General features: G+C 34.6%; 19 protein-coding genes and 1 other RNA gene. 11 read left to right on the top strand and 9 right to left on the bottom strand.

All coding sequences use genetic code 11. From position 1 onward, the window contains the following. Position 1 precedes the first annotated feature (1 nt). Both ABWU47_RS06180 and ABWU47_RS06175 read right to left on the bottom strand, forming a co-directional pair. On the bottom strand, positions 2-1,111 hold the full coding sequence (locus tag ABWU47_RS06180; protein WP_077188244.1) for a hypothetical protein: 1,110 nt from the start codon (positions 1,109-1,111) through the stop codon (positions 2-4). Further along, positions 1,077-2,273: a hypothetical protein gene (locus ABWU47_RS06175; RefSeq protein ID WP_077188243.1), complete on the bottom strand. Its 1,197-nt coding sequence runs from the start codon at positions 2,271-2,273 to the stop codon at positions 1,077-1,079. The genes ABWU47_RS06180 and ABWU47_RS06175 overlap by 35 nt, the downstream gene beginning before the upstream one ends. 318 nt (positions 2,274-2,591) lie before the next feature. Here ABWU47_RS06175 and ABWU47_RS06170 point away from each other — a divergent pair, with 318 nt between their 5' ends. The 5 genes from ABWU47_RS06170 (at position 2,592) to ABWU47_RS06150 (ending at position 7,992) form a co-directional block, all read left to right on the top strand. Beyond that, positions 2,592-4,223, top strand: a complete 1,632-nt coding sequence (locus tag ABWU47_RS06170; RefSeq protein ID WP_077188241.1) for a recombinase family protein — start codon at positions 2,592-2,594, stop codon at positions 4,221-4,223. Continuing rightward, positions 4,144-5,616 (top strand): YifB family Mg chelatase-like AAA ATPase, encoded by a 1,473-nt coding sequence (locus ABWU47_RS06165; protein ID WP_077188240.1) that lies wholly within the window; start codon positions 4,144-4,146, stop codon positions 5,614-5,616. Before ABWU47_RS06170 ends, ABWU47_RS06165 begins: the two co-directional genes overlap by 80 nt. Before the next feature lie 83 nt (positions 5,617-5,699). After that, entirely contained in the window at positions 5,700-6,149 is a 450-nt protein-coding gene (locus ABWU47_RS06160; protein WP_077188239.1) for a hypothetical protein, read from the top strand. A gap of 248 nt (positions 6,150-6,397) precedes the next feature. Further along, entirely contained in the window at positions 6,398-7,594 is a 1,197-nt protein-coding gene (gene ftsZ, locus ABWU47_RS06155; RefSeq protein ID WP_077188238.1) for a cell division protein FtsZ, read from the top strand. Beyond that, on the top strand, positions 7,594-7,992 hold the full coding sequence (locus ABWU47_RS06150; protein WP_077188253.1) for an EVE domain-containing protein: 399 nt from the start codon (positions 7,594-7,596) through the stop codon (positions 7,990-7,992). Before ftsZ ends, ABWU47_RS06150 begins: the two co-directional genes overlap by 1 nt. A gap of 33 nt (positions 7,993-8,025) precedes the next feature. On the opposite strand, the gene ABWU47_RS07115 is transcribed toward ABWU47_RS06150, so the two are convergent. Continuing rightward, the gene (locus ABWU47_RS07115; RefSeq protein WP_236514572.1) at positions 8,026-8,352 is read right to left on the bottom strand and encodes a hypothetical protein; all 327 of its coding nucleotides are present in this window, start codon (positions 8,350-8,352) and stop codon (positions 8,026-8,028) included. Between the two features lie 24 nt (positions 8,353-8,376). On the opposite strand from ABWU47_RS07115, the gene ybeY reads away from it, so the two are divergent. Then, entirely contained in the window at positions 8,377-8,829 is a 453-nt protein-coding gene (gene ybeY, locus ABWU47_RS06140) for an rRNA maturation RNase YbeY (protein WP_010082473.1), read from the top strand. 86 nt (positions 8,830-8,915) lie between these two features. After that, positions 8,916-9,704: a succinate dehydrogenase iron-sulfur subunit gene (locus ABWU47_RS06135; protein WP_010082472.1), complete on the top strand. Its 789-nt coding sequence runs from the start codon at positions 8,916-8,918 to the stop codon at positions 9,702-9,704. A gap of 3 nt (positions 9,705-9,707) precedes the next feature. On the opposite strand, the gene ABWU47_RS06130 is transcribed toward ABWU47_RS06135, so the two are convergent. The 4 genes from ABWU47_RS06130 to ABWU47_RS06115 are packed head-to-tail and all read right to left on the bottom strand — an operon-like array spanning position 9,708 to position 13,141. Further along, positions 9,708-10,844: a hypothetical protein gene (locus tag ABWU47_RS06130; RefSeq protein ID WP_077188236.1), complete on the bottom strand. Its 1,137-nt coding sequence runs from the start codon at positions 10,842-10,844 to the stop codon at positions 9,708-9,710. Between the two features lie 42 nt (positions 10,845-10,886). After that, positions 10,887-11,666 (bottom strand): GNAT family N-acetyltransferase, encoded by a 780-nt coding sequence (locus ABWU47_RS06125; RefSeq protein WP_006280097.1) that lies wholly within the window; start codon positions 11,664-11,666, stop codon positions 10,887-10,889. Beyond that, the gene (locus ABWU47_RS06120) at positions 11,656-12,138 is read right to left on the bottom strand and encodes a phosphatidylglycerophosphatase A (RefSeq protein WP_006279290.1); all 483 of its coding nucleotides are present in this window, start codon (positions 12,136-12,138) and stop codon (positions 11,656-11,658) included. The genes ABWU47_RS06125 and ABWU47_RS06120 overlap by 11 nt, the downstream gene beginning before the upstream one ends. A 19-nt stretch (positions 12,139-12,157) precedes the next feature. Then, positions 12,158-13,141: an NAD(P)H-dependent glycerol-3-phosphate dehydrogenase gene (locus tag ABWU47_RS06115; RefSeq protein ID WP_006280098.1), complete on the bottom strand. Its 984-nt coding sequence runs from the start codon at positions 13,139-13,141 to the stop codon at positions 12,158-12,160. Positions 13,142-13,466: 325 nt separating this feature from the next. Between ABWU47_RS06115 and ABWU47_RS06110 the strand changes: the two genes are divergently transcribed. Further along, the gene (locus ABWU47_RS06110; RefSeq protein ID WP_006280099.1) at positions 13,467-14,237 is read left to right on the top strand and encodes a response regulator transcription factor; all 771 of its coding nucleotides are present in this window, start codon (positions 13,467-13,469) and stop codon (positions 14,235-14,237) included. Positions 14,238-14,288: 51 nt separating this feature from the next. Here ABWU47_RS06110 and rnpB read toward each other — a convergent pair. Next, positions 14,289-14,638, bottom strand: an RNA gene (rnpB, locus tag ABWU47_RS06105) — RNase P RNA component class A. A 157-nt stretch (positions 14,639-14,795) separates the two neighbouring features. After that, a complete protein-coding gene (locus ABWU47_RS06100; RefSeq protein WP_077188235.1) occupies positions 14,796-16,898 on the bottom strand; it encodes a hypothetical protein in 2,103 nt (700 codons plus the stop codon). Positions 16,899-17,122: 224 nt separating this feature from the next. Here ABWU47_RS06100 and nuoE point away from each other — a divergent pair, with 224 nt between their 5' ends. The 3 genes from nuoE (at position 17,123) to ABWU47_RS06085 (ending at position 19,347) form a co-directional block, all read left to right on the top strand. Beyond that, entirely contained in the window at positions 17,123-17,623 is a 501-nt protein-coding gene (gene nuoE, locus ABWU47_RS06095) for an NADH-quinone oxidoreductase subunit NuoE (protein WP_010962799.1), read from the top strand. Further along, a complete protein-coding gene (gene tgt / locus ABWU47_RS06090) occupies positions 17,624-18,838 on the top strand; it encodes a tRNA guanosine(34) transglycosylase Tgt (RefSeq protein WP_353285631.1) in 1,215 nt (404 codons plus the stop codon). 191 nt (positions 18,839-19,029) lie between these two features. Then, positions 19,030-19,347 (top strand): hypothetical protein, encoded by a 318-nt coding sequence (locus ABWU47_RS06085; RefSeq protein WP_010082444.1) that lies wholly within the window; start codon positions 19,030-19,032, stop codon positions 19,345-19,347. The last annotated feature ends 6 nt before the right edge of the window (positions 19,348-19,353 follow it).

Below are 19,353 nucleotides of genomic sequence, written 5' to 3'. Positions count from 1 at the left end.
TCTATTTTTTTATAGTCAAAGTAAAAGGGTTAATCCGATAACCATGTGATGATCTTTGCCAACCAAGGGTTTGTATCACATCATCACGTTCAATACTTAATCCTAATCTCTCAGCAAGTGTAGTTTTGATTGTTCTTTGCATTTTATTTAATGGTTTTCTGATTTGATGTTCTAAATCTGCTTCTAAACTAAGTCCCAAGAGTTTTTCTAACTGATTAATATTGAGAAGTGTATGTTTTTCAGGTGGTAATTCTTTTTCACAGTCATGTAAAAATTGCTTGAACAATATTCGAAAAATATTAAGACATGACACAGCTTTTTTATTTATAACTTCAACGCTATTAACATATACCATACCTTTAACTACCTGTAACTCCAAAAGCTTTGTTGGTATAATTGGTTCAACACGTTTAAGCGAAATATATGAAGCTGGTAAAACTTGCAAAGAAGTATTTTCTACTACCTCTGGTACTCCTCTTTTAGCTGCTTCTTGAAATATCTCAGTTAAAGTCTTAAGCTGACAAAAAAGTTCTACCATTCGCACTACATATAGGCTCAATAATAGATTCGGTATATCTTTTTTTAGAGTAATGAGAACTGTTGGATGGACTCTAAGTTTATCTATAGTTAGAAATATTGCATCAGTACAAAAATCAAGGATTATTAGATTTACAGTACGACCTTGATTACAAACATAATAAACTCCTTTTTCCACTTTTTCCCACATAAGTCTTGAATCATTCAACTCGGTTTCAAACCAGTCTATGATTTTCTCTATATTTAAGTATATGGATAAGAGATGAAATCTCTGTTTTTGATAAGTATTAGGCAGAATATGACGAGAACAGTTTTCACAAATAGCGTCATCACATGCTTCATCAAAGTCTGGATCAATGAAAATCTCATTGCTACAACTTGGATCAATTACATTTGGCCAATCAAGATAATCTTCTTCACAAGAGCAAACAATATAATACCTTTCTTGCATTTGTATCCATCCAAGATCAAATAAGTATCTTGCTGCTTTAATGTGATTTTGACTTGGATTAACCCAAGAACTATTTGAACTTAAAAGATCAGCAATTTGCTCGTGAAAGAATTTTAAGACCATAAGATTGTTCCATATGTTTCTTCAGGTCCTCTCTTTCTTTTTTATTGAGTGGATGCTCTGAATAATAAACTTCCCCACTTATTTTGAAAGAAAATGTTACCTTTTTGTTTTGGAACATTACTTTAGCTGATTGAATAGATTGTAGTATATTGCCAATAGATGGCTTTAAAATATGTAACTCTGGTGCAATAGAATCATACGGCTTTACACTTAAAGTAAGATATGTATTACTATTCTTAAAATAATCTGACTTAAAATTTAACTCAAATATACAAATATTAGGATCAGAACCCTCTATACATGCTTGAAGAAATTTGTGCACTTGTAGTGGAAAGTTCTTATCTTGTATATTTACAAAAGTACATTCGCAGTCAAAATACCCACTTACAATGCTATTTGCTATTTCCACAGCTTTATTAGTATTTTTAGCACAGAGATTAACCTGAGTGCCATCAAGAGAGAAATCTAAAATCATCCACTCAGGTTTATGACCATGAACAACTTTGTTTGAATTAAGCAGTAAATCCATGTCACTTCCTCGACGTACAAACATATATATTCGATCTTGATGATGGAAAAAACCCTGCAACTGGTCATCATCCTTAAGTATCTGCTCTACAGCTTCTTGTGACATAAACTCTTTAAATGAAGTGTTTATTTGTCTTGGTGATTTCTGTAGAGCAAATGATATGAAACCTTTCTTTTGTACTTTATCAAAATGATAGACAGATTTTAGAAATTCACAATTTATGTGAAATAGTAAAAACAACAAGGATCTTTTATCATACTTGGTATTATTTTTTATCAGATACGATCTCATTAACTTCTCAGTCAGAGCAAATCTTGCTACTTCACTGACTGTAGCCTCAAGTTTTGTACGATCAAAGTGGCTAATGAGATAATAGTTAAAAAGAGAGTCAGAGTAACTGGCAAGTATCTTACGTTTTTGTTGAGTGGATCTATCATCGTAGTCTCCGTCTTGAAAAAGTTGTCCATTTAAATGATTTTTAAAGCAATGCTGAAAAATAATGCTCAGTTGTTTACCAGAAAGGGAATCTAACCAAGACTGACGTATATTAGAATCCTGAAAACGATCTAATAAAAGGTTAACAGGAACTTCTAAGTCGCTCTCCCAGAATTTATGACTTGGATAAATCTCCATAACATATTAAATAAGCCATGTTATACATAATATGATGATTTAGGCAAAGATTTTTTGGACATAATTTCTTCAAATCTTGTATATTTATTAGGGAGAATTTGTGTGAACTAGATAGCTTTCTTAAACGAGACATAAGGTGTGCATTGGTTTAGTTTAATAGAAGTCTCCTAACCTATAAAAAAATTCACAGGAAGAAAAACATGCAAAAAGGAGAGTTGGCTATTTATTGGGGTTATAAGCCTAATCGATTGGCAGATACATATCTAGCAGATGCTTATGAACAATTATTGAAATGTAAAACAAAGGAGGTAGAAGAAAATGACAACCGTAAGCTTGTATGCAAGAGTTTCATCAAGACAACAGGCACAGGAGAATACGATAGAGAGTCAGATTGTAGAATTGGAGCGTCGCATTGGTAGTGATGGACATGAGTTATTAGATGAGCATAAGTTTGTCGATAATGGTTATAGTGGATCAAATTTAGAACGTCCTGGCTTAGAAAATTTACGTGATAGAGTAGCAGAAGGTAAGATTGATAAGATATATATTCATTCACCTGATCGGCTATCACGTAAATTTTCATATCAAATGATCTTACTCGAAGAGTTTAAAAAGGCTGGATCTGAAATAGTATTTTTGAATCATAAGTTTGATGATAATCCGGATTCCCATTTATTTCTACAGATTCAGGGAGCAATAGCAGAGTATGAACGTGCAAAGATTATGGAACGAAACCGTAGAGGTAAACTTCATGCGGCCAAAGCTGGGTGTATAAGTGTGATGGGTAGGGCGCCTTACGGTTATCGCTACATAGCAAAACATGTAGGTGAAGGAAGTGCTCAATTTGAGGTTGATGAAGAAGAGGCAAATATAGTGCGTAAAATATTTAGTCGGGTTGGCCAAGAAAGAGCAAGTATAGGAGAAGTTGTACATGAACTGAATAAGATACCGGTAATAACAAGAACAGGAAAAAGGTATTGGAAAAGGAGCACTATTTGGAACATGTTAAAAAATCCTGCTTATATAGGACAAGCAGCTTATGGTAAAACTAGGACATGCTCAAAACCACAAGTAAAAAAATCAAAAAAAGGAACTTGTGGTAAACTTAAAAGTGGTCGCTTTAATAGTGATAAAGAGAATTGGACTTATATTCCAGTACCAAAAATAATCAATGAGCATTTATTTGATTCAGTGCAGGCACAACTAACTGAAAATAGGCAAAGAGCAAGAGTACGACAAAGAAGAGAAACATATTTATTGCAAGGTTTAATGGTATGTCAACGTTGTCAATATACTTATTGTGGTACAAACCACGTTCATAAAAAGTCGACATATTATTACTATCGTTGCTCTGGTACAAACTCTAGCAAATTCAATGGCAATAAAATCTGCGATAATAAATCAATACGCACTGATATATTAGATGGAGTTATATGGGAAGAAGTCAAGAGTATCTTGAAAGAGCCAGATAGGATTGCAAATGAATATCAACGTAGATTATCAGAGAACAAAAAACCTTTACATAATCAAACACGTGAAAAGCAAGAAAGTAAGTTAAGATTAAGTATCAAAAAATTTATTGATAGCTATGCTAAAGGGTTTATAAGCCAAGAAGAATTTGAACCAAGAATCACAACAATGAAACAGCATTTGAAAGAAATTGAAGAAGAGAAAGAAAGAACGCTTGATCAAAAAAAACTACAACAAGAATTGAGCCTTGTTACAGATAGCTTGAAAAACTTTTCCTCAAGTGTTGAATCAAAGCTTGATCAAGTGGATTGGCAGACTAAGCAAAATATTATTAGAATGTTAATTCATCAAATTGAAATCAATCACAATCACTTGTATATAGTATTTCGCATAAAAAGTCTTGCAAATTTTGATCAAAATAGCCATAATAGAATTATGCAATGTTGTACTAGCAGTCAATATTGTTGGCTTGCCGGATAAAACTGTTGCAGAATCCAGAGAGCGCATCAGAGCAGCGTTAAATTCAATCAATCTACTACTACCTCCAAAAAGAATTACAGTTAATCTCTCCCCTGCGGATTTGCTGAAAGAAGGCAGTCATTATGACTTGGCTATTGCTATTGGACTACTTGTTGTAATGAATGTGATACCAGTTGAAAAAGTTCAGTCTTATATCATTATGGGTGAGCTTGCCCTTGATGGCAGAGTTATTCCAGTTTCAGGAGTGCTGCCAACAGCAATTAATGCAAAAAAGGACAATAAAGGAGTAATTTGCCCGAGAGGAAATGGTGTAGAAGCTGTATGGGTGAAGAATGTTTCAATTCTGGCTATAGAGAAATTAACTGATATTATCAGACACTTTAAGGGTGAGCAATTAATTCAGCCAGTAATTTTTAATTATAGTGATGCACCCAAAGAAAAAAGATTGGTTCCCGATATGAAGGATATCAAAGGCCAAGTTGTTGCAAAAAGAGCAGCTGAAATTGCAGCAGCAGGTGGGCATAATATGCTTCTTGTTGGCCCTCCTGGTACTGGAAAATCAATGCTTGCTAAGCGCTTTATAGGATTGCTGCCTGATTTAACCGAACAGGAGATGATTGATGTTAATATTATTTCCAGCATAACAAAAACTGGTAATGAAATATTCAAAGTAACTCGTCCCTTTCGTGAACCTCATCATTCATGCTCTATGCCAGCGATGATAGGGGGAGGAAAGAATGCAAAACCTGGAGAAATTACCATGGCTCACAATGGCGTGTTATTCCTTGATGAGTTGCCAGAATTTCCAAGACTTGTGCTTGATTCTCTGCGCCAACCACTTGAAGATAGAAAAGTTACCGTTGCAAGGGCAAATGCTCACATAACCTACCCTGCAAATTTTCAACTGATTGCTGCAATGAACCCTTGCAGGTGCGGTTATTTAGGTGATGCAAGCAGATCGTGCAACAAAGCTCCAAAGTGTGGCACAGATTACAAAAACAAAATATCAGGCCCATTGCTTGATAGAATAGACATATGCATTGAAATGCCAAACGTTAGCATACTCTCTCCTGAAATCTCTGTGGAGGGAGAAAGTACTAAAATCATAAGAGAAAGAGTGATAGCAGCAAGAAAAGTTCAAACTGAGCGCTATAGTGAATTAAATATTCGTTGCAATTCAGAAGTAAGCGGTGAAGCATTTAATAAATTTACTGAACCAGATCAGGCAGGGTTAGAATTGCTAAAATACGTACTGAAAGAAAATTACATTTCCAATCGAGGCTACACACGCGTATTAAAAGTTGCAAGAACTATTGCAGATCTTGCAAAAAGTGAAGAAGTAAAAAGAGCACACATTGCTGAAGCGCTCAATTACAGAATAAAGGTATATTAAAAAATTAGTTTACTTGACAGGCAATTTTTTTTACTATATGCTTCCTTAATGAAATTCTAACATTCTATTTAAGGAGTAGATTTATGGCGTTAACAAATTATGAGTATGGAAAAGGGGATGGCATTTTTCATGCTATTTCAGAAGGATATATACGAGCTGAAAAATACTGGGGAATTCCTGGTGCTGCTGGTGGAGCTGGTCAGTACGCTATGCATAATAAAGGGAGAACAGCATTATTTCCGCTTGCAGTTGCAAGTGTTGTCTTTACAGCAGTGCATATGAAAGCAGGCTTTGTTAGTGCAGCAGAAGCTTCTGGGTTTCTTGCTAAGACTGCCAGTTACTTTGTTGGAACAAATCAAGCAATAGCTGCTTCATTACCTGGATTTATCGGAACAGGTGTTGCTGGTCAGATAGTTGCGGGTGCCATAATGGCAATTGCTGCAGTTGCTGCTGTTTATGGAACATATCAAGTTGCCTCAAAATTAAAAGATGTTGCAGTTGAAGCATCGAAAGGGAAAGATCAGGAAGTATAATAATCTTCAACAAAATAAAAAGGGATAGGTTTCTGTCCCTTTTTATAAACATTTTCTATTTTTTGCATCGGTTAAGTGATGTCATTTAAGAATCTAGTTATTATAATTAACGGCACTTATTAGTGTAAATGTTAAGAATAAGTAAGTCCCGTTTACTGTTTACGCCTATAGAAGTGAAAAGTATTTGCATATTATTAAAAAAGCGGTAACTTATTATCAAGTGAATTCGCTAAATTTGAGTAATTTAAATGTCTATTGATCTTAGTCTGCCGGAGTTGCCTATATTACACCCAAGGATTACCGTTGTGGGAGTGGGTGGTGCTGGTGGAAATGCTGTGAATAACATGATCCAATCTAATTTGCAAGGAGTGAATTTTGTTGTCGCAAATACCGATGCTCAAGCACTAGAAAAGTCGTTATGTGATAAAAAAATTCAGCTTGGCATTAATTTAACTAAGGGGCTTGGTGCTGGTGCTTTGCCTGATGTTGGCAAAGGTGCAGCAGAAGAGTCAATTGATGAGATTATGGAGCATATAAAAGATAGTCATATGCTTTTCATCACAGCAGGAATGGGCGGTGGTACTGGAACCGGTGCAGCACCGGTAATTGCAAAAGCAGCCAGAGAAGCAAGAGCCGCAGTTAAGGATAGAGCGCCAAAAGAAAAAAAGATATTGACTGTTGGAGTTGTAACTAAACCGTTCGGTTTTGAAGGTGTGCGCCGTATGCGCATTGCAGAGCTTGGACTTGAAGAACTGCAAAAATACGTGGATACACTTATTGTCATTCCAAATCAGAATTTATTTAGAATTGCAAATGAAAAAACTACATTTTCTGATGCATTTAAACTTGCTGATAATGTTCTGCACATTGGCATCAGAGGAGTAACTGACTTGATGGTCATGCCAGGGCTTATCAATCTTGACTTCGCTGATATAGAAACAGTAATGAGCGAGATGGGCAAAGCGATGATCGGCACCGGAGAGGCAGAAGGAGAAGATAGAGCAATTAGCGCTGCAGAGGCTGCAATATCTAATCCATTGCTTGATAATGTATCAATGAAAGGTGCGCAAGGAATATTAATTAACATTACTGGTGGCGGAGATATGACTCTGTTTGAAGTTGATGCTGCAGCCAATAGAGTGCGTGAAGAAGTAGATGAAAATGCAAATATAATATTTGGTGCTACTTTTGATCAAGCGATGGAGGGAAGAGTTAGAGTTTCTGTTCTTGCAACTGGCATTGATGGTCGCAATAATAAATCAGAAACTTCACCTATAAGTCAGAGCGAAGACTCAGAGAAAGAGAAATTTAAGTGGCCATATAGTCAAAGTGAAAGTACGCAAGACAAAACACTGGAAACAAAACCAGATGAACAGGTAAGCGAAGGAGCTAAGTGGGGCAGCAATATCTATGATATACCAGCTTACTTAAGAAGAAAAAAATGATGCAATTTTGGCTACTCAAGTCAGAGCCAAGTGAATACTCATGGCAAAAAATGGAAAAGGATCAGGTAGTTGAGTGGGATGGTGTGCGCAATTATCAAGCTCAAAATTACATGAAAATTATGAAAGCAAGCGATCTTGCGTTTTTTTATCATACAGGTAAAGAGAAAGCAATACTTGGAATCGTTGAAGTATTTAAAGAGTATTATCATGTTAATGATCCCAAGTTCGGATTAGTGAATGTAAAGTTTTTGAAACCTTTAAATAACCAAGTAACGTTAAATAATATAAAACAAAACCCACTTTTGAAAAATATGACTATATTAAAACAACCACGTTTATCAATTGCCCCAGTTTCGGAAATTGAATGGAATGAAATAATAAGGATGAGTGATGTGTAATACCTGTCATTTCAGTTCCTAAATGATGTCATCTCAGCACACAACGCACAGCTGTATGAATATTTGTCTCGAAGGCAGTGCATTAAACGTTATAGCCGATTTTGCATCAAACACAAAGGTGTCATTCCAGTGCTTGACACTGGAATCCAGCCTTAATGCAACCACATTAAAGCCGTTGTGTTTTAATATAAGATTAGCTACTTTTATATTCACTAACTTGATGTCTAATCGAAATTCCTGGATCCCAGTGTCTAGGCACTGGGATGACATCCTTCTAGTGTACAATATTCGTACAGTTGTGTACATGACACAAGGGTCTATAACTCTTCTTTTTTGGATTCCAGTGTCAGCTATTTGCATGACACCCTTACTGATGTGTCACTCATGTTAGAAGTAAATATTCTTGACAAGAAATGGTGCAGCATTATAGAAAATCCTAAAAATTTTGTATTAGGTGTCATCAATGCTTCTCTAAAAGAATTAAAAATAGACCACTATAAACCAAATATATCAATAGCTCTGGCTGATGATGACTTGCTACATCAACTTAATTTAAAATTTAGAGAAATGGATAAGCCAACTAACGTACTATCATTTCCGTATGAACAATTGTCTAATGAGTGCGATTTAGGAGACATAGCAATTTCAATAGACACAATAAAAAGAGAATCGCATGAGTATTATATACCCATTCTTGCTCACATTGCACACATGTTAGTGCATGGATTACTGCATTTACTTGGTTATGATCACCAAAAAAAAGATGAAGAAATTATAATGAAAAATCTAGAAAGAGAGATTTTAGCTTCGCTTGGCTACAATATGTGTGCGATTTAAAAGGAATTTAATAAAAATATAGTAGATGATAATAAAATATGTTATCTACAAAGGGTTTTAGCTATAAACAATAAAAGGTAAGTGATATGGTTCAGTTTTCTTTGCCAAAGAATTCTAAAATTAATCAAAAGGGCAAAATTTATCCTATTCCTGCTAGAGCAAAAAACATCAGAAGATTTCAAATTTACCGTTGGTCTGCTGATGACGAGAAAAACCCTAGAATAGACACATTTTTTATTGATATGGATAGTTGTGGCCCTATGGTACTTGATGCATTAATAAAAATAAAGGATGAAATAGATTCGACTTTAACTTTCAGACGTTCTTGTAGAGAAGGCATATGTGGATCTTGTGCCATGAATATTGACGGAACCAATACTCTTGCATGTACTAGATCTATACATGATATAAAAGGTGACGTAAAAATATATCCATTACCTCACATGTATGTAATAAAGGACCTAGTCTCGGATTTGAGCCAATTTTATGAGCAATACAAATCAATTAAACCTTGGTTACAAGCAGATAAGCCTGCCCTACCAAATAAAGAATACTCTCAATCTTCTGAAGATAGAAAAAAATTAGATGGCTTGTCCGACTGTATATTATGTGCTTGCTGTTCGACTGGTTGCCCAAGCTACTGGTGGAATAGTGATAAATTTTTAGGACCAGCAATACTATTACAAGCTTACAGATGGATTGCTGACAGCCGTGATAATAAGACAGGTGAAAGACTTGATGTTTTAAACGACCCATTCAAGTTGTATCGTTGTCATACAATAATGAATTGCACAAAAACTTGTCCTAAAGGACTTAATCCAGCAAGAGCAATAGCGAAAGTAAAACAGCTCATGGTAGAGAGAGAAGGAGTTTAAGTATTATCTTTTGCATTCTTCGTAAGAGAACAGCAAACCTTCCGAAGCGTAGGGTATTGTTGATACCCTGAACGCTTTTCCATTCGTGAAATGCATCGTATCATCATACGATTCAAATAATTTTTTGAACAACTCATGTCTTTGATTACTAATAGTTTGAAAATCCTCTTTTTCTAAAAGCTTTTTAGATTCGCAGAGGTAAAGCATAACTTCATGATAAGTTGGGTAAGATGCCAAAAATTTTGGGTCAAATTGAAAGGTTTTTATAAAAGCATTATTATAAAATTTTAGCTTTTGATTCTTACTATATATTACTATAGCAACCGGTAACCTCTCAAGCAAATTTTTCTGTGTAGCTAAATAACTGTTTAATTCAGTATATAATTTCTCTGCATCACTAACATCTTTCCCATACATTACTATGCTACCAGAACCTTGTATTGGAATTTTAACAAAATCGAAAACCTTAGGTTCGTTCTTATAAGTTATGACATGTCTTCCTGGTTTTGTGCTATGAGCGCTACCGGTAATAGCAAATTTCTTAGAACCATCTACATATTTATCATAAAACAAGTTATAAAATTCCACCTTTCTACTCTTGTTATATCTTAGTATTGGAAATGGTAAAGAGTTGAAAACGTTTTTATAGCTCTCCACTTCCTGTGTAAGCTTACTATTTTCTAACTCAAGTCCGTTAGCCTTTATCTTACAGTCTGAGACATTCCTTATCCATAACAGCACACCTATCACATTGTTAGAATCATCTATTATGCTTCTACCGTAACATATGCAATAAACCTCACTGTCTTTTGACTTTAAATCTAGAGTAAAAGATTTATTTATTTCCTTTGCCTCAACAAAATTTTTGATTAAGCTTTCTGATTGCTCAAAAAAATTCACAAACTCATTAAATGAGTAAAAAACAGTATTAAGCAAAATTAGTAAATTGGGAGAGAACTTTTCTATACGTTTTTTTGCATCCCAAATATAAAACCCATCATTCACAGTATCAATTAAATTATTTATGATAACATTTTGATGCTGTAAGTTCTTAATCTTATTACTAATTTTTAATTTAGAATAAGAGAGAAAGAATAATATTAGAATCAATATTAAAACCACTTCATACAAAAAAAACATAGCACTTTTAAAACAAATGTAAAAATTTGTAACCGCTCAGAATTATGCTGAAGAGGTATATAAGTAAAGGTTGCCTAACATTTGAAAGCCTAATCTCTTATAAAGGTTCACAGAAGATTTCATACAATGTGCTACTATATATTTGCATTCAAGCTGTTTAGCTATCTTTATTCTTTCTAAAACCATTTGGGTACCTATTCCACGATTCCTGTAAATTGGTAAAACTCCATCACTATAAAAACCAGCTACGCTATCTTGAACATAAAGACCGCATGTCCCAATAATTTCATTATTTAGTGTTACAAGAAAAAATCTTAATCTTGAGTTCTTATCATCATAATTTGATAATCCGCGAAAAAATGTGCTGACAATTCCAACGCCATGATAAAAAATTTTAGAAGTGTGTAGATCTAACTGTTCTAAGAGGTTGCTACCATTCACAGCATTTAACCTCAAGTTTGGAATAACATCAGCAGGTAAAAAGTAATTTTTCATATTAAGTAAAGCTTTTTTTGGTGTGCTAACGTGTTTTATTTCACACTTTTCTAAAATATCTCTTATTTTCATATGTGAATTTATTACCCATGTTGCTTCTATATCTCTTGTTCTGAGATAATCTAGAGTTTTTTGTATAGAAAGCTCGGTACATTGATCTCCACAGAACACAAAATTAAATAATGACTCCCTGGTACCATTTATTGTAAATATGATGTTATCAAATTCATCGTGTACTTCCCACTCAGATAAATTCGCTGTGTACAGTATATAATCCTTTAGATTTTGAACAATTAAGCTTGAATAATAAATTTTTTTATCCTGCATACACCAACAATAAACAATAAAAGGCTCCTATAAGAACACAGGCTAAAATTGCAGCTATAACGTCATCTAGCATAATACCTAAAGGACCTTTGGTATTTTTATCGATTAAATTTATAGGCCACGTTTTTATTATATCAAAAAACCTAAAAGAAAAAAAGCACAACAACAATGAAGAACAATTCATCTCTTGGCTTAACAATATCGAAACTAAAAGTATCGTCAGCAATTGACCAACCACTTCGTCAATTACTACCTCTTTTGGATCACATGAAGTCTTGTAATGTTTTATATAATTACCTGTAGACCATAATCCAATTAAGAATAAAAAAGAAATAATTGCTGCACCTAAAATTTTGTTGCTCAGGATTACAGGAACAAGCGGAAAAGAAGCCAAACTACCCACAGTACCTGGCATTTTTTTTACTGTTCCAGACAGCCACCACGTTGATATTAATTTATATAAAAATTTCACAATATATCCAAATACAAAATTAACTTATAAGAACAGAAATAGTATCCTCTATAGAGGCGCTTTCATACAATAATCTATAGACCGCTTCACATATAGGCATTTTTATCTTTAGCTTTCCTGCTAAATTAAATATGGACTCAGCAGTGCTAAAACCTTCAATCACTGACTTGCCTTCTGACAAAATCTGCTGAACATTAAAGCCATTGTCACTATTACCTATTTTAAACCCAAAAGATAAGTTTCTTGAATTCAAGGATGTGCATGTCATAATTAGGTCACCCAGACATGCTGGCCCAAGTAGTGTATTTATATCCACACTACCGTCACCAATTTTTGCTGAGTATAAAGCCTTAATTTCGCTCATACTTTTCGTAATCAATGCTGCATGAGCATTAAACCCAAGTTTACTACCTAGAACAATCCCACACGCTATAGCAAAAACGTTCTTTAACGCTGCACAAATCTGTACTCCTATAATGTCGTTACTAAACTCCAATTTAACATTTTCTTGTTGCAGCTCTGATACTAGCTTTGAACCTAATGTGTTATTTTGGCATGCAAGAACCATTGAATAGGGTAATTTTCTTGCAACTTCTACAGCAAAGCTAGGACCTGAAAAAATAGCAATAGGATTGTTAGGTAAAATTTCATTTACTATTTCACTAGGTAATTTTAATGTAGACTTTTCTATTCCCTTACAAGCTAAAATTATTGCTACATCTTTTTTCAGATTACAATTATGCAATTGCTGACATACCTTCCTCAGAGACTGAGTGGGAACAGCGAGGATTGTTACTGAAGCATTAATTGTGTCTTCAATAGCCAATTTTACTGACACATTATCAGAAATTCGACAACCGGGTAGCTTGTCACTTTCTCTTTTCCCGTTGATTGATTCAAATGTAGTTTCATTGCGAGTCCACAAAATCACATCTTTCTTACTACCTAATGAAATTGCGATTGCTGTACCCCATGCACCAGCACCTAAAATTGATATTGCCACACAATATTCCTGAAAATATTACTTATACTTTAAAATAGTAGGATAAGTAAATTAAAAATATAACACAGACATATAGAATAGTTAAATATTTATTAACCGAAGTATTCTTTTAATAATAGTAACTTTAATTCAATATTTACTAAAAATATTATTACTATCATGGTATGTCTATTATATTTTAGATCTATTTATATAACTTTGGAACAATATATTTACTATTAATTAATAAGTGTAATTTTGATCATTTGTTAATAAAAATTTGATTTATTACTTTCCTTAGTTATATATATTACTAAAATTATAAATTATTTATGGGGTGTAAAATATGCGTATATTATTAATTGAAGATGATCAAGTAAGTGCAAAGACTGTGGTTAACGCCTTAACTTCTGATGGACATTTCTGTGACGTTGTTACTTCTGCACAAGATTATAACAATAATATGGTTTCCTCAAACGGAGATTACTATGACCTAGTTATTTTAGATATACACTTGCCTGGTGATATTGACGGATATGATATATTGCTAAGACTAAGAAGTGCAAAAATCAAAGTTCCTGTCTTAATACTTTCATGTATATCCGCTGTCAATCACAAAGCTAAAGGACTCGGGTATGGTGCCGATGATTACTTAACCAAACCATTTCATAAAAGTGAGTTATTAGCTCGAATTAAGGCCATAGTGCGTCGTACTAAAGGCCATCCTGAATCGGTGATAAAGATTGGTAATATAAATATCAATTTTGATCACAGGATTGTTGAGGTGAAAGGTAAAACGGTTCACCTTACTAATAAAGAGTATTCTATGATAGAATTGCTAGCACTGCGTAAAGGAACAGTATTAACAAAAGAAATGTTCTTAAATCATCTTTACAATGGCTTAGATGAACCTTCAGATAACAAGATAGTTGATGTTTTTATGTGCAAATTACGTAAGAAACTTGAAAGTGCAAATGATGGAAAAAGCCACATAGAAACCGTTTGGGGCAGAGGGTATGTTCTGAAAGAGTATATTGATGATGATGAATATTCTAATGTTAATGTAGGCGAAAGTAGTGATGGCTATCAAGCAGAACAAGTGAAGGACAACGCATGAAATGCCTACACATTTAAATATAGCATGGCTTATATCGCACGTATCATGTGAACGCCTAGGTGAAATATAAGCCGAGTTCTGTTTATGTAGCTATTTATCTGGAGTAAATGTTACCATTTACCGCATGCGATTTACCCGAGTAGATATGAGGAAAACATAAAATCTACTTCTATTTAATCTTGCTCCTAGTGTTGGTTACTCGACTACCAATGTTGCCATTGCCATGGTGTGCTCTTACCACACCTTTTCACCCTTACCTAAAAATATTTTAGGCGGTAATTTTCTGTAGCCCTATAACTGGAGTTACCTCCGGCGGGCATTACCCGTCACTATTTTTCCTTGGAGCCCGGACTTTCCTCTGCTATGTTTATCACACAACAGCAGCTACTTATTTCACCCAGGAATTGTACTTTAACATGAAAATCACAAAAGCAAAAGACAATTTCCTAACAGTCTACATATTAAAAACATTTAGACAAATAGCTAAAGGTGATATTCCGGCACATCATCACTATCCCAAGATAAGCTTTTTTCACTTTTAGACTCCGCTTCAGTTAGTCAAGAGCCTGGTCCACCGCTTGAAGACGATGAGCTACTTCTTGATCGACTACTACTTTCTACTGATATACTATTTAGCACTGTTTCAGATTGATATATAGTTCGCATTCTGTTACCAGTGGTAAAAATTTCTTCATCGCTACTTGAAGATGATCGCCTTCTATAACCCAAATCAGTTAGTTCTAATACAGGAGAAGCATTACGACCCTTAACATATCTATATGCTATGAATCCTATAATTCCAACAATACCTATTGCTCCAACCAAAGATCCCCCTATCATTCCTGCCTTATTAGACCCTATAGCAAGTTGAGTAGGTTGTGGTGAAGAAGTAGACTGAGGAAGTAAAGTCGTGGTGAATATAGGAGTTGTTGACTCTTTTGTTCTAGTACTTGGTATACTAAATACTGTTTGTGTAGTTTTCTCTGAGCTTGTTGTTGGCGCAGTTGGTTCCACTGTTACTGTGCTTGTTTGAGTCGTTGACTCTGTTGAAGGTTTATTCGTTGTAGAAGTAGGTGCAACGGCTTCTGTTGTTGGCTTCACTGTTACTGTACTTGTTTGAGTCGTTGACTCTGTTGAAGGTTTACTCATCGTAGAAGTCGACGCACCAGTCGCTGCTGTAGGTTTTACAGTACTTGTCTCAGTCCCTGAAGTTACTATCGGCACACTAGTTGACGTTGTAGCAACCGTGGTCGCTTGTGAAGTAGTAGTTGTTTTTGCTACTGTCGTTGACTCCGTTGAAGGTTTACTTATTGTAGAAGTAGGTGCAACGGCTTCCGTTGTCAATTTAGTAGTCTTCACAGCGTCGGTTTCTGCTGTGCTAGTAATTGCAGCAGTCGGCGTTTTCTTAGAAGTCACAACCGTTTCTGCAACAGTTATAGGAGCCACGGTACTACTAGAAATAATATCTGGCGTTAATCGACCGTTAATGATATTAACAAAATCACTGAGAGTTTTGATGCTATTTGCCGGTATTATTGTTGCTTCAGAAGATTTTCCAGAGCCGTTTTGATTAAAAGTTACAATATTTTCTCCACTTACCGCAGTTACGATAAAACCACCCTGACCGTTGCCTTTAATATATAATTGCTCTATAGGATCTGTAAATTGATAGATAGGAAAATCTGACACTGATCCATTTTTAAGTAGAGTTGCTATATGTAACCTCTGCTCATTAGCTGATTGGTCATTTTCAAGAAAAGCAACTAGATCATTTCCTTCCGTTTGTTCAACATACTGCAAAAAGCTTATTTCATGTTCTCTAGAAAGAGATAGTGCTTTATTATCTATTTGACCTTTTCGATTACCAAGTAAAAAGCCATTAACTCCATCCTTCAGACCCTGAATCACTTTAGCCATATCAAATTTAAAAATACGTGTTTTTCTCACCTCTTGATTTTCCTTAGTAATCCTTTTGCTCACTTGCGAATAAAGCATCGTGTTTCCATTTAATGCCAATTGCCCCTGATTATCAAAATTGAACAATTTTCTTTCTGTAACACCTTTTTCTCCAGTCAATACCTTAAATTTTCCGCTCTCGCTTGACTTTAAGTACCAAGAAACTAAAGTTTGATCCTTTAAGTTATGGGCGATTACAATTACGTCACCATTACCAACTTTCACTGCTCTTGGTTGAAAGTAACTATTGCCCACATTTGCAAGACTATTATTATCAATATTCTTTTGTAATTTTCTTTTATCTAAATGTTCAACTGAAGGAGTATTAACTGATTGTTTAATTCCGTAAGTGTTAAAAGATAAGCCTTTAACGCATTTTTCTCCTTCTTCGCTAATTCCTTCTTCAGGAAAGATAACTCCAACTTTATCTATTTCAGCTGAATCTTCTATTAATGTGAGAGATAATTGATCTTTGAATTCATTTGCTACGCTGATATTTGTACCACATTCGTATGTTTTTGATTGATATAATGGACTAATAAGTAATTTTACTTTACTGCTCCCATTACCATTATCTTGATAGCTGAGTCCGTAAGCAACTCCATTCCCCTCAATTAATTCTACGTTTGTTGGATTAAAACCTATCGCTTCTTTAATTTCCGGTGTATTTGAGTTGATCCCGAGTAATCTTCTTAATATAGACATAATTTTATTTAAAATATTAATAAAATGCTATTATGATTACTCCTGTGTGTTAATGTCAATGAAAATTTTAACTAAAATTAAAAAATTAATATAATATTTTATACTAAAAGGTAAATATAAGCTTGAAGAGGGCTAAGAAGCTTTATGCTATTTCTCAAAAAACCAACAATTGCAATCATTGGTTCTACAGGTATAATCTGTTAAAGTTTACACGAGTCTCATGAATGATAGAAAAAGAAGAGCAGTTTAGTTTTACATCAGAAAACCTCAAGAAAGCGGGAAAGTTTATAGAGATGTATCCCAAAGGTAGAGAAGGTAGTGCTGTTATGCCTTTACTATATCTGGTTCAAGAGCAATGCGGATGGGTTTCTGAATCTGCTATGCGTTATGTTGCTGATATGCTGCATATTCCACATATTCGTGTATATGAAGTGGCAAATTTTTACACCATGTATAATTTAAAACCAGTAGGCAAATATCTAATACAAATTTGTAGAACAACTCCTTGCTGGTTGTGCAATAGTGAAGAAGTTTTAAATACCTTTAAAAAAAAACTTGGAATCAATATCGGTGAGACTACTAAAGATAATTTGTTCACTTTAAAAGAAGTTGAATGCCTAGGTGCATGCGTTAATGCTCCCGTTGTGCAGATCAATAATGACTTCTATGAAAATCTTACTCCTGAGAAAGTAGAAAACATCATAACAGAACTTTCAGGCAAATAGATGAAAGAAGAATTTTCATTCAAGAGAATCAAGCAATCAGGTTCTGCAAGAGTTGGAACAATTAAAACTCCAAATGGAAGCGTAGAAACCCCCGCTTTTATATTCTGCGCAACAAAAGCTGCAATTAAAGCTGCAGATATTGAAAGAATAAGTGAAGCTGGTACCCAAATCATACTTTCCAACACCCATCACCTAATGCTTCAACCAGGAGAGAATACTGTTGCAAAACTTGGTGGTTTGCGCAAGATGATAGGATGGAATGGGCCAATGCTAACTGACTCAGGTGGATATCAGATATTTAGCTTAGGCCACGGATCAGTTTCGGAAGAGATAAAAGGAATAAGAAAAAAACAAAAAACTTTGATCAAAATTAATGAGGATGGGGCAATTTTTCGTTCTTACATTAATGGTAAAATTTATTGCTTAACTCCTGAAAAATCTGTACAAATTCAACAGAAATTAGGTGCAGATTTAATCCTAGTTTTAGATGAATGCACTCCATTTCACGTAAGCAAAGAATACACAGCAAAATCAGTGCTCATGAGCCACAGATGGGCTGAACGTTCTTTAAATGAATTTGAAAAAAACAATAATGGCAAGCAGGCACTGTATGGAATTAGTCAAGGCGGAGTGTATCAAGATTTACGTAGAGAAAGTTGTGATTTTATCAACGATTTGCCATTTTTTGGTCAAGCAATAGGTGGATCACTTGGTCAAAGTAAAGAGCAGATGCATGATGTAGTTTCTTTCACTATGGACCACCTGAAAAAAGACAGGCCTACTCATTTGCTTGGTATTGGTGGAATTGTGGACATCTTTCGCGGAGTAGAGCTTGGAATTGACACGTTTGATTGCGTGCATCCAACCCGCTTAGCAAGGCATGGTGGCGCACTTGTTAAAGTAAAAAACAGAAATTCTATTTCTTCAAAGTGCAAAGAGCATATTAATTTGCGGAATCAACGATTTGAGCTGGACAACAACCCAATTGAAAGTGACTGTTTATGTTTTACCTGCAGAAAACATTCAAGAGCTTATATACACCATTTACTGAAAGCTAAAGAGCTCCTGGCTTACACGCTCGTTACCATTCATAATATTTTCTTTATGAATAAGTTAATGGCATCAATAAGGCAGGCTATATTAGATGATAGGCTAGATCGGGAGAAAAATAATTGGATTAGTGAGACACCACTACACTGTGAATTATACACCTAGTTCATATTTTTCTACGCTTATTTTATATTCCCTAAAACAGAAAAAGCCTTCCTCTTCCTACTCTTTCTTCCTTGGCTAATCCATAGTTAGCGTTTTTTGCACATGTGCGTTGCATTTTTTAATCTTCTTTAAAAACTTGACAATACATGACAACACTGGTATGTTAAAAATATAGTTTTTGTGAGGTATTTATGGTTAACAATAAAGAAAAACATCAAATAGCGTTTTGCGTTTCAGCCGTTACATTCTTAGCTGGGTTATCATTAATCGCAACTGCAATTGCAGTGGGTACCGTACCTGCTATAGCTGCTTGTCTAGTGATAGGAGGAATTTTGACTGTCTTGTCTGGTGTGCAAGCAGTAGAAAGCTATTTATTTTTACGAAACAGCGAGAAAACTTTGAATAAACTGATAAGTAATATACGCGATGAACCAGAAAGCAAACTTTTTATAGAAAGGATTTTGCAACCGTTCATTGAACTTTTTAGTGAGCTTAAGCAACATAATTAAAGTACA

This window comes from Wolbachia endosymbiont (group A) of Gastracanthus pulcherrimus (genome assembly GCF_964028265.1).
Classification (GTDB): Bacteria; Pseudomonadota; Alphaproteobacteria; order Rickettsiales; family Anaplasmataceae; genus Wolbachia; species Wolbachia pipientis.
The sequence above is the reverse complement of the archived record's forward strand: the minus strand, read 5'-3'. Positions and strand labels throughout refer to the sequence as shown.